Raw genomic sequence first — 9564 nt, 5'->3', positions numbered from 1 at the left:
CTGGAGGGCGTCGATGCGGCGCAGCAGCGCGCGCCACACCATTACCTGCGCCTGATCGCCGGGAAGGACGAACTCGTTGTTCCCCACGCGGGCACGAACCGTGTCCGCCGCGGCAAGGCGCCGCAGGTCAGCCACCGGCAGGGAGTACGCCAGAACCTCCTGCACCCGCACCATCCCGCCGCCCGCGCTCACATCGCGGTCCTGCACCGCCTGGCCCAGGTTCACGCGGTCGCCCTTGTTGCTCACAAAGATCAGTTCGCTGTTCCGCAGGTACTGCCACCCGTCCCAGCTGCGCGTCTCCATGACGAACACGAGCTCGCGCGGCACCCTGGGCTCGCGGCCGGGTGAGGTGAACGAGGTGGTCGTCTGCACCAGCTCGCCGGGAGACATGGCACTGCCCGGCATGCTGAAGATGCCGTTGGCCACCAGCGTGTTCTCGTTCTTGAACTCGTCGTACTGCAACCCCACGGACTTGTCGGCCGCTTCCGGGCTGAACCGGAGGGCGGCACTTACCGAGCACGCCGCCAGCGACAGCGTCAACACCGCACCGGCGAGAGCAGTGAGCCTCATTTTCGGGGACTTTCTCTTGGAGATGATGGGAAGAGGAGGGTCATCGCGGCCGCCGCAGGCGAGCCAGCGCGCGGAAAACTGCTCCATTGCGGCGATGCAGAGATGATGCTGAAACATGCGAATTTTCTGCGCGCCACGCCAGCCGCCATCCCCGCCATTTTTCGATGCGGGCGAAGCCCTGGCCGGAGAGGAGACAACCGCGGCGAGGCAGAACGAGTGCTGGAGCGCCGGAATCATCCGCTCAGGGACGGTCATCCCCCGCCCCGCCGCTGAACGAGGCCGCTGTCGACAGGTGAGGTCCCCCCGTCTGTCCGGGGGGACTTTGCGCCGTTGCTGCGGCGGATCGTTCCCCCAGCCACTCTGGGCGTGTCCTGCTACACCTCTCCAACTCATCCGCCCGCAAACACTTGCCGCGCCGCCCGGCGCACAAGGTGGACGAAGCAGGTTTGTACGGTGCAGACTTTGCTACGGCGGTCCTCGTATTCCGGCCCGAGCGGGATTTTCGCGCGGCCGGATCGTTGACGGCGGGCGCCGACCCCGGCACCCGCGCTCCGCCCACCCGGTGCGCACCGCATGAAGCTGGTCATCTTCGGGCTTACGGTCAGTTCATCGTGGGGAAACGGCCACGCGACGCTCTGGCGCGGCCTGATCCGCGCGCTGGCGGCCCGCGGCCACGACGTCGTCTTCTTTGAAAAAGACGTTCCGTACTACGCGGAAAACCGCGACCTGGAACGGCTGGACGGCGCCACGCTCGTTCTGTATCCCGACTGGGCCTCCGTGCTGCCCCAGGCGCGCCGCCACCTGGCCGACGCCGACGTGGCCATGGTGACCAGCTACCAGGCCGACGCGCTGGACGCCACGGCGCTGGTGCTGGAGTCCGCCGCGCCCGTGCGCTGCTTCTACGACCTGGACACCCCGGTTACGCTGGACGCGCTCGCCACCGGCAAGCCGGTTTCGTACATCGGGCCCGACGGGCTGCGCGGCTTTGACCTCGTCCTGAGCTACACCGGCGGCACCGCGCTCACGGACCTGCAGACGCGGCTGGGCGCGCGCCGCGTGGCGCCGCTGTACGGGCACGTGGACCCGCTGGTGCACCGCCCCGTGCCGCTGGACGAGCAGTACCGCGCCGACCTGTCGTACCTGGGGACCTACGCCCAGGACCGGCAGGCCACGCTGGAGCGGCTGTTCATCGAGCCCGCGCGGCGCATGCCCGACACGCGCTTCCTCATCGGCGGCGCGCAGTATCCGCAGGACTTTCCGTGGACGCGCAACATCTGGTTTCGCAAGCACCTGCCGCCCGCGGACCACCCCGCCTTCTACAGTTCGTCGCGCTTTACCCTCAACGTCACCCGGCGCGCCATGGCGGAATGGGGATGGTGCCCCAGCGGCCGGCTGTTCGAGGCGGCGGCGTGCGGCTGCCCCGTGGTGAGCGACACCTGGGAGGGGCTGGACACCTTCTTTGCGCCGGGCCGCGAGATCGTGCTGGCCGAAAGCACGGAAGACGCCATGGCCGCGCTGCAGATGACGGACGCCGAACGCACCGCCCTGGCACGCGCCGCGCGGGAAAGAACGCTGGCGGAGCACACGTCGGAGCGGCGCGTCATCGGCCTGGAAGCGGTGCTGCAGGACGCCCTTCGCCCGGCGCTGGCCGTGGCGGAACCCCTGGCTGTGGAGGCCTGACCATGTGGGGAATCGTGCCGGCGGCGGGCGCGGGAAGCCGCATTCAGCCCCTCGCCTTCAGCAAGGAACTGCTCCCCGTGGGGAGCCGCGTGGACGGCGACGGGGCGGAGCGGCCCAAGGCGGTGAGCGAGTACCTGGTGGAGCGGATGATCCGCGCCGGGGCCCGCAAGATCTGCTTTGTCATCAGCCCCGCCAAGAGCGACATCGTGCAGTACTACGGCGGCGGATTCGGCTCGGCGCACGTGTCCTACACCGTGCAGCCCAAGCCGTCGGGGCTGTGCGACTCCATCTTTCGAGTGCTTCCGCTGGTGCATCCGCAGGAGCAGGTGCTGGTGGGCCTGCCCGACACCGTCTGGTTTCCCGAGGACGGGCTGTGCGCGCTGCCGGACGGCGTGCTCTCGTTCCTGCTCTTTCCCGTGGAGCGCCCCGAGTTCTTTGACGCCGTGGTGACGGACGACGACGGGCGCGTGCTGGAAATCCAGGTCAAGCAGCCCGGCGCGGCCACGCACTGGGTGTGGGGCGCGTTCAAGCTCCCCGGCTGGGTGCTGGGCGAGCTGCACGAGCTGTGGGAGGAGCGCGGCCGGCAGGACGAGTACATCGGCACGCTGGTGAACGCGTGGCTGGCCACCGGCGGCGAGGCCCGGGCCGTGCGCGCGGGAGAAACGTACGTGGACGTGGGGACGCTGCACGGCTACCGCGAGGCCATTCAGGCCCTGTCGCTGCGCCCCGCGCCCGATGGCGGGCCCGCGCCCCTGTGCGCGCTGGGCGAGGCCATTCAGTCGGATCACACACCGGGCGGCGCGCTGGCGCTGACCTGAAGCCGGGACACACCCCCAACGGAGACGATCGGTCTTGATCTCGTCCACCACCAACGCCGCGCTGGCTGACGGCACCGAAGAGCTGGAGCGCCGCGTGCGCGAGCTGGGCCCGTGGTTCCACAACCTGAACCTGCGCGGCGTCCGCACCGCGCCGGAGCACTTTCTGGGCGACTACCCCGCCATCAAGTGGCGCTCGTTCGCGCACGCCATTCCGGCGGACCTGACCGGGAAGAGCGTGCTGGACGTGGGGTGCAACGCCGGCTTCTACAGCATGGAGATGAAGCGGCGCGGCGCGGCCCGCGTGGTGGGCATCGACAGCGAAGACCTGTACCTGAACCAGGCGCGCTTCGCCGCCGAGGTGGAGGGGCTGGAGATCGAGTTCCGCAACCTCTCCGTGTACGACGTGGCGCAGCTGGGGGAGAAGTTCGACTTCGTCATCTTCATGGGCGTGCTGTACCACCTGCGCCACCCGCTGCTGGCGCTGGACCTGCTGCACGAGCACGTGGTGGGCGACCTGCTTCTCTTTCAGAGCATGCAGCGCGGCGCCACCGAGGTGGACGAGGTCAGGGGCGACTACGAGTTCTGGGAGCAGGACCACTTCGGCCGCCCCGGCTACCCGCAGATGTACTTCATCGAGAAGCGCTACTGCGGCGACCCCACCAACTGGTGGGTGCCCAACGCGGCGGGCGCCGAGGCCATGCTGCGCAGCGCGGGCTTCGACATCGTGGAGCACCCGGAGCAGGAAGTGTATCTCTGCCGCCGCGCCGAAATCACCGACGACGAGCCGCGCGCCGCGTACCCCGCCCGGGGAGGCGCGCGTCCGTGATCGAAGCGGTGATGGTGTGGAACGAGCCCAACAACACGTCGCACTGGGACTTCGGGATTGATCCCGGCTGGCGGACCTTCGCGCAGATGGCGCGCGCCACGGGCCAAGCGGTGCACGCCGAGGCGCCGCACGTAAAGCGCGTGCTGGGCGGGGTTTCGCCCATTGACCCGCGCTTCATCGGCAACATGAAGGGGCAGGGCGTGCTGGAGGCGATGGACGTGGTGGCCGTGCACGGCTTTCCGCTGGACTGGAACTTGTGGGCGGTGGAAGACTGGCCGGAGCGGCTGGACGCGGTGCGCGCCGTGACGGACCTCCCCGTCTGGGTAACGGAGGTGGGGATCAGCACCTTCGCCGGCGACGCGGTGCAGGCCGAGGGGCTGCGCAGGACGGCCAACGTGCTGCGCGGCCAGTCGGACCGGGTGCACTGGTACAGCCTGTTCGACCTGCCGGGCGCGTGGGAGGCCACCACGCGCCACAAGCAGCGCGAGGGTTCGTCGTACTTCCGGCACTTTCACATGGGGCTCATCCGCGAGGACGGCACCCCCAAGCCGGCCATGGACGCCTTTGCCGAGCACGCGGACGAGATGGGCATCTGCCAGTGGTTCCACTACGAGGACCACCGGCTGGACGACGCCGTCCGCTGGCTGAAAAAGATGGGAGTCAAGCGGCTGCGGACGGGGCTCAGCTGGAGCGACGACGACCGCCCGGGCTCGCTGGACTGGTTCGACCGGCAGATGCGGGCGCTGGAAGACTTCGAGCTCACGGTCACCTTCTGCTTCACGCCGGAGCACCGCGGCGTGGTGCCGCACTATACCAGCCCGCCGCGCGACATCAACGAGTACGTGGATTTCTGCGCCCGGATGGTGCGGCGCTATGCCCGGTAGCGCCGATCCGTTCACGCGCTGGCTGGCGGAGGGCGGCCCCGCGCCGCGCCTGCTGGTGGCGTTCGCGCACCCGGATGACGAGACGATCGGCGCGGGGGGCGTGCTGCACCGGCTGGGCGACGCGCGGCTGGTGTGCGTGACGGACGGTGCACCTCACCGGCGGGAATGGTGGGGCGACCCGTCCATCGAAACCCGCGAAGGCTACGCGGCCCTGCGCCGGCGCGAACTGCGCGCGGCGCTCGCCGTCGTGGGGATCGGGGCGGAGCGCATCGCCTGCTTCGGGGTGGCGGACCAGGAAGCGGCGGACCACCTGGTGTCCATCACGCGGCGGATGGCGGAGGAGATCGCCGCCGCGCAGCCGCACGCCGTGCTGGCCCCCGCGTACGAGGGCGGGCACCCGGACCACGACGCGGCCGCGTTCGCGGTCCACGCCGCGTGCGCGCTGCTGACGCGAACCGGAAGGCGCTGCCCGGCGATCGTCGAGTACCCGCTCTACCACGCGGAGGACGGGCGGATGATCGTCTCCACCTGGCTCCCGGGCGCGGAACCGGGCGGCGTCACCGTCGCGCTCTCCGACGAGGAGCAGGCGGCAAAGCGGCGGATGATTGCCTGCCACGCGTCGCAGGCCGCCACGCTCGCGCAGTTCCCGGTGGACGTGGAGCGCTTTCGCCCGGCGCCGGCGTACGATTTTCGCCAGCCGCCGCACGGGGGACGGCTGAACTACGAGGTCTTCGGCTGGGCGGACGGCGCCGCGTGGCGCGCCCGCGCGGCGGATGCGCTGCGCGAACTCGGGCTGGACGCGCCTGCCGGCGGCGCGGATCAGGCGCGCGTAATCGAGGTGCCGGCATGAGCCTCACGGTGCTGAGCGTCGCGTACCCGTTCGCGCCAGTGAGCGCGGACAGCGTCGGCGGCGCGGAGCAGGTCTGCTGGGCACTGGATGACGCGCTGGTCCGCGCCGGGCACACCTCCATCGTCGTCGCGCAGGCGGGCTCGTCCGTGGCGGGCACGCTGGTCCCCGTCCCCGCGGTGGCGGGAGAGATCACGGACGGCGCGCGCGCGGAGGTGCACCAGGCCGTGCGCGACGCGGTTGCGGAGGCGCTGCTGCGCTGGCCGGTGGACCTCATCCACCTGCACGGCATCGACTTTCACGACTACCTTCCGCCCCCCGGCGTCCCCGCCCTGGCGACGCTGCACCTGCCGCCCTCGTGGTATCCGGCGGACGTTTTCCTCCCCACGCGCCCGGACACCTGGCTGAATCCGGTGAGCGAAGCACAGCGCGCGGACTGCCCGCCCTGCGCCGCCCTGCTGGACGCCATCCCCAACGGCGTGGCGGTGGACCGACTGCAATCGCCCGCCCGCAAGCGCGGCTGGGCGATGGCGATGGGCCGCATCTGCCCGGAAAAGGGATTCCACCACGCGCTGCACGCGGCGCGCGCGGCGGACGTTCCGCTCCTGCTCGCCGGCCACGTCTATCCGTATCCCGACCATCAGCGCTACTTCGCCGAACAGATCGCGCCGCGGCTGGACGGCGCGCGCCGCTTTGTCGGCGCGGTGGGGATGGACCGCAAGCGGCGGCTTCTGAGTGCCGCGCGCTGCCTGCTGATCCCCAGCACGGCGCCGGAAACCAGCTCGCTCGTGGCCATGGAAGCGCTCGCCTGCGGAACGCCCGTCATCGCGTTCCGCGTCGGCGCGCTGCCGGAGGTGGTGGAGGATGGCGTGACGGGGTTCATCGTGGATGACGAGGCCGGGATGGCGGACGCCATCCGGCGGGTGGCGGAAATCGATCCGGAAATCTGCCGCGCCGCCGCGCGCGAGCGGTTCGACGTCGCGCGGACGGCGGCGCGCTACCTGGATGCGTACGCGCGCCTGGCGCGCCGCGCGGAGGTGATCGCGTGAGCACGGCCGTGGCGGCATCCGTGTCGGTCGCGGTGGAGGAGATCACCTCCGCGGAGGCGCTGGAGGCGTTCGCCGCGGAGTGGGCGGAACTGTGGGAGCGCTGCCCCGCCGCCACGCCGTTTCAGCATCCCGCGTGGCTGGTTCCGTGGTGGAACTGCTTCGGCGCTCAGCCGGGGTGGGCGCTGTGGACCCTCGCCGCGCGGGCGCACGGGCGGCTGACGGCAGTCGCGCCGCTGTTCATCCACCCCGGCCCGGACCCGTCCGTGCGCCAGGTCTCGCCCGTCGGCATCGCCAATACGGATTACCTGGGGCCGCTGCTGGACCCCGCGGACGACGGGAGCGCCACCGCCGCCCTCCTGGCGCACCTGGCCGCACACGCGGAGCGCTGGGACGTGTGCGACCTGGAGGAGATCCGCGAGGGCGACCCGCTGCTGAGCGCACCCATGCCGGACGGCCTGCGCGCGGAAGCGTCGCCGCAGTCGCTCTGCCCCGTGCTGGCGTTGGCGAAAAACGCGGAGGAGTTCTTTGCCGCGCGCTCCTCCTGGCTGCGGCGCAACCTGCGGCGCGGCGAGCGGCGGCTGAGCGAGCAGGCCCCGCTCGCGTTCGAGACGGCGGACGGGGACACGCTGGACGAGTTCGTGGACGCCTTTTTTCGCCTGCACGAGGAGCGCTGGGCGGCGGAGGGGCAGGACGGGCTGCTGCAGGGCGAGCTGATGCGGCGCTTTCACCGCGAATCGTCGGAGCGGCTGATGGATGCGGGGCTGCTGCGGCTGCACGGGATGCGGTTCGACGGCCGGCTCGCGGCCATCTTTCACGGCCTGGGCGGGCACGGCCGCGTGCACGCCTACCTGGGCGGGTTCGAGCCCGGGCTGGGGCGCGACAATCCCGGAACGCTGATCGCGGGCTACGCCATGGAGCAGGCGATGGCGGAAGGTGCGCGGGAGTTCGACTTTCTGCGCGGGCAGGAAAAGTACAAGTACGACTGGGGCGCGGCCGACCAGCGGACGCACCGCATCCGGATTCTGCACGCGGACTCCCCGGAGCGCGCATGGTGACGGCAGCCGAGGCGGAGACCTACTCCGCATACGACGACTTCGCGTGGTTCTACCACCGCTACTGGAGCCAGGGCATCCCCTTTCGCCTGCTGGAGGCCGTGGAGCGGCTGGTTCTGGCGGACCTGCAGCCCGGCGCGCGCGTGCTGGACCTGTGCTGCGGCACCGGGCGCATCAGCCGCGCGCTGGCGGAGCGCGGATTCCGCGTCACGGGGCTGGACGGCTCGGCGGGAATGCTGGAGATCGCCGCGGAGGAGGCGCCCGGTGCCCGGTTCGCCCGGGCGGATGCCCGCGACTTTCGCGTGGATGCGCCCATGGACGCGGTCGTGTCGCTGTTCGACAGCCTCAACCACGTGACAGGCGAGGGCGAACTGCCGCGGGTCTTCAGTTGCGTGCACCGCGCGCTGGTGCCCGGCGGCCGCTTTCTGTTCGACCTGAACGACGATTCCAGCTTTCGTGCGCACTGGCGCGGCGAGTCGTTCACCACGGTGGAGGAGGACCACGCCTCCATCATGCGCGGCGAATACGACGCGGAGGCGCGGCTGGGGACGGTGAACGTGACGCTGTTCCGGTTGATGGACGGCACCTGGCGGCGCTCCGATGTGACGGTGCACGAGCGGTGCTACGAGGCCGACGACGTGCTTGCATGGCTCGCGGACGCGGGGTTCATGGCGCGGATGTACCGCGCCGAGGCGGATCTGGGAATGGACGACCAGGCGGGGCGGATGTTCTTTGTGGCGGAGAAGAAGGCGTGAGTGGCACCGTGGTGAAGACGAGGCGCGCGCGAAAGCCGCCGGAGCCGCTGGCGGGGGTGGACCTGCCGTGGATCCGCGTTTCGCCGGGGTCGCCATACTTTGAGGACGAGACCGGCGCGCCGTGGACGCCGGTGGGCTACAACGATGCGCTCACGTGGCCGGAACTGGGCCCGCTGTACCGCCGCCGCGACGTGGAGGCGGTGGACCGCCACCTCGCGTGGCTGGCGGAAAACGGGATCACCGTGCTGCGCCTCATGCTGGAGTGCGCGCACAAGGGCCGCTACCTGGAAAAACCGCTGGGCACCTTTCAGCCGCACATGGTGCGCGTCTGGGACGACCTGCTGGCCCTCGCGTCGCGCCACGGCATCCGCCTGCTGCTGACGCCGTACGACACCTTCTGGATGTGGCTGCGCTTCAAGCACCATCCCGTAAGCCGCCACCAGGGCGGGCCGTGCTCGCATCCGGGGCAGGTGCTGCTCTGCCCGGACACGCGCGCCGCCATCAAGGAGCGGCTGACGTTCATGGTGGAGCGGTGGGGCGGAAGCGGGGCCGTGTTTGCGTGGGACCTGTGGAACGAGATCCACCCCGCGCAGGCGGGCGAGCGCGACGACTGCGTGGACGTGTTCAACGAGTTCATCGCGGAAGTTTCCGACCACGTGCGCTCGCTGGAGACGCGGCTGTACGGGCGCGCGCATCCGCAGACCGTGTCCATGTTCGGGCCGGAGCTGCGGTGGCGGCCGCACCTGCCGCTGGCGGAAACCGTGTTCCGCCATCCGTCGCTGGACTTCGCGACGACGCACATCTATATGGAAGGGAGCATCGACGACCCGCGCGACACGGTGGCGTGCGCCATCGACACGGGGCGGCTGGTGCGGCAGGCGCTGGGGGAGATCGGCGACATGCGCCCGTACCTGGACACGGAGCACGGCCCCATCCACGGCTTCAAGGACAAGCGCATCACGCTGCCGGAGCCGTTTGACGACGAGTACTTCCGGCACATGCAGTGGGCGCACCTGGCGTCGGGCGGCGCGGGGGGAGGCATGCGCTGGCCCAACCGGCGCGTCCATGTGCTGACGCCCGGCA

At 70.8% G+C, this 9564-nt stretch carries 10 protein-coding genes; 9 read left to right on the top strand and 1 reads right to left on the bottom strand.

Annotated features, from left to right (window positions below):
• The coding region (locus VF665_RS03445) for a hypothetical protein (RefSeq protein WP_331052007.1) at window positions 1-570 on the bottom strand (570 nt) is incomplete at its 3' end.
• A gap of 573 nt (window positions 571-1143) precedes the next feature.
• Here VF665_RS03445 and VF665_RS03440 point away from each other — a divergent pair.
• The 9 genes from VF665_RS03440 to VF665_RS03400 all read left to right on the top strand — a co-directional run.
• Window positions 1144-2250: a CgeB family protein gene (locus VF665_RS03440; RefSeq protein WP_331052006.1), complete on the top strand. Its 1107-nt coding sequence runs from the start codon at window positions 1144-1146 to the stop codon at window positions 2248-2250.
• Window positions 2251-2252: 2 nt separating this feature from the next.
• Window positions 2253-3068, top strand: coding sequence for a sugar phosphate nucleotidyltransferase (locus VF665_RS03435; protein WP_331052005.1), 816 nt, complete (start codon window positions 2253-2255; stop codon window positions 3066-3068).
• A 37-nt stretch (window positions 3069-3105) separates the two neighbouring features.
• A complete protein-coding gene (locus VF665_RS03430) occupies window positions 3106-3894 on the top strand; it encodes a TIGR04290 family methyltransferase (RefSeq protein WP_414678071.1) in 789 nt (262 codons plus the stop codon).
• The gene (locus tag VF665_RS03425; protein WP_331052003.1) at window positions 3891-4778 is read left to right on the top strand and encodes a glycosyl hydrolase; all 888 of its coding nucleotides are present in this window, start codon (window positions 3891-3893) and stop codon (window positions 4776-4778) included. The genes VF665_RS03430 and VF665_RS03425 overlap by 4 nt, the downstream gene beginning before the upstream one ends.
• A complete protein-coding gene (locus VF665_RS03420; protein ID WP_331052002.1) occupies window positions 4768-5628 on the top strand; it encodes a PIG-L deacetylase family protein in 861 nt (286 codons plus the stop codon). Before VF665_RS03425 ends, VF665_RS03420 begins: the two co-directional genes overlap by 11 nt.
• Window positions 5625-6674 carry a glycosyltransferase gene (locus VF665_RS03415; protein ID WP_331052001.1) on the top strand — a complete coding sequence of 350 codons (1050 nt, stop codon included), beginning with the start codon at window positions 5625-5627 and terminating at the stop codon, window positions 6672-6674. The genes VF665_RS03420 and VF665_RS03415 overlap by 4 nt, the downstream gene beginning before the upstream one ends.
• Window positions 6671-7729 carry a GNAT family N-acetyltransferase gene (locus VF665_RS03410; protein ID WP_331052000.1) on the top strand — a complete coding sequence of 353 codons (1059 nt, stop codon included), beginning with the start codon at window positions 6671-6673 and terminating at the stop codon, window positions 7727-7729. Before VF665_RS03415 ends, VF665_RS03410 begins: the two co-directional genes overlap by 4 nt.
• Window positions 7723-8481: a class I SAM-dependent methyltransferase gene (locus VF665_RS03405; protein WP_331051999.1), complete on the top strand. Its 759-nt coding sequence runs from the start codon at window positions 7723-7725 to the stop codon at window positions 8479-8481. Before VF665_RS03410 ends, VF665_RS03405 begins: the two co-directional genes overlap by 7 nt.
• On the top strand, window positions 8478-9564 hold a 1087-nt coding region (locus VF665_RS03400), incomplete at its 3' end, for a hypothetical protein (RefSeq protein WP_331051998.1). The genes VF665_RS03405 and VF665_RS03400, both read left to right, overlap by 4 nt.

It is taken from the genome of Longimicrobium sp. (assembly GCF_036387355.1).
Classification (GTDB): Bacteria; Gemmatimonadota; Gemmatimonadetes; order Longimicrobiales; family Longimicrobiaceae; genus Longimicrobium.
Note: the sequence above shows the minus strand (reverse complement) of the source record. Positions and strands in the feature narration are given on the sequence as shown.

What these genes read in the sequence shown, in the direction of transcription:
- VF665_RS03440 (WP_331052006.1), top strand. Translation starts at nt 1,144, where the DNA reads ATGAAGCTGGTCATCTTCGGGCTTACGGTCAGTTCATCGTGGGGAAAC.
- VF665_RS03435 (WP_331052005.1), top strand. Translation starts at nt 2,253, where the DNA reads ATGTGGGGAATCGTGCCGGCGGCGGGCGCGGGAAGCCGCATTCAGCCC.
- VF665_RS03405 (WP_331051999.1), top strand. Translation starts at nt 7,723, where the DNA reads ATGGTGACGGCAGCCGAGGCGGAGACCTACTCCGCATACGACGACTTC.
- VF665_RS03415 (WP_331052001.1), top strand. Translation starts at nt 5,625, where the DNA reads ATGAGCCTCACGGTGCTGAGCGTCGCGTACCCGTTCGCGCCAGTGAGC.
- VF665_RS03420 (WP_331052002.1), top strand. Translation starts at nt 4,768, where the DNA reads ATGCCCGGTAGCGCCGATCCGTTCACGCGCTGGCTGGCGGAGGGCGGC.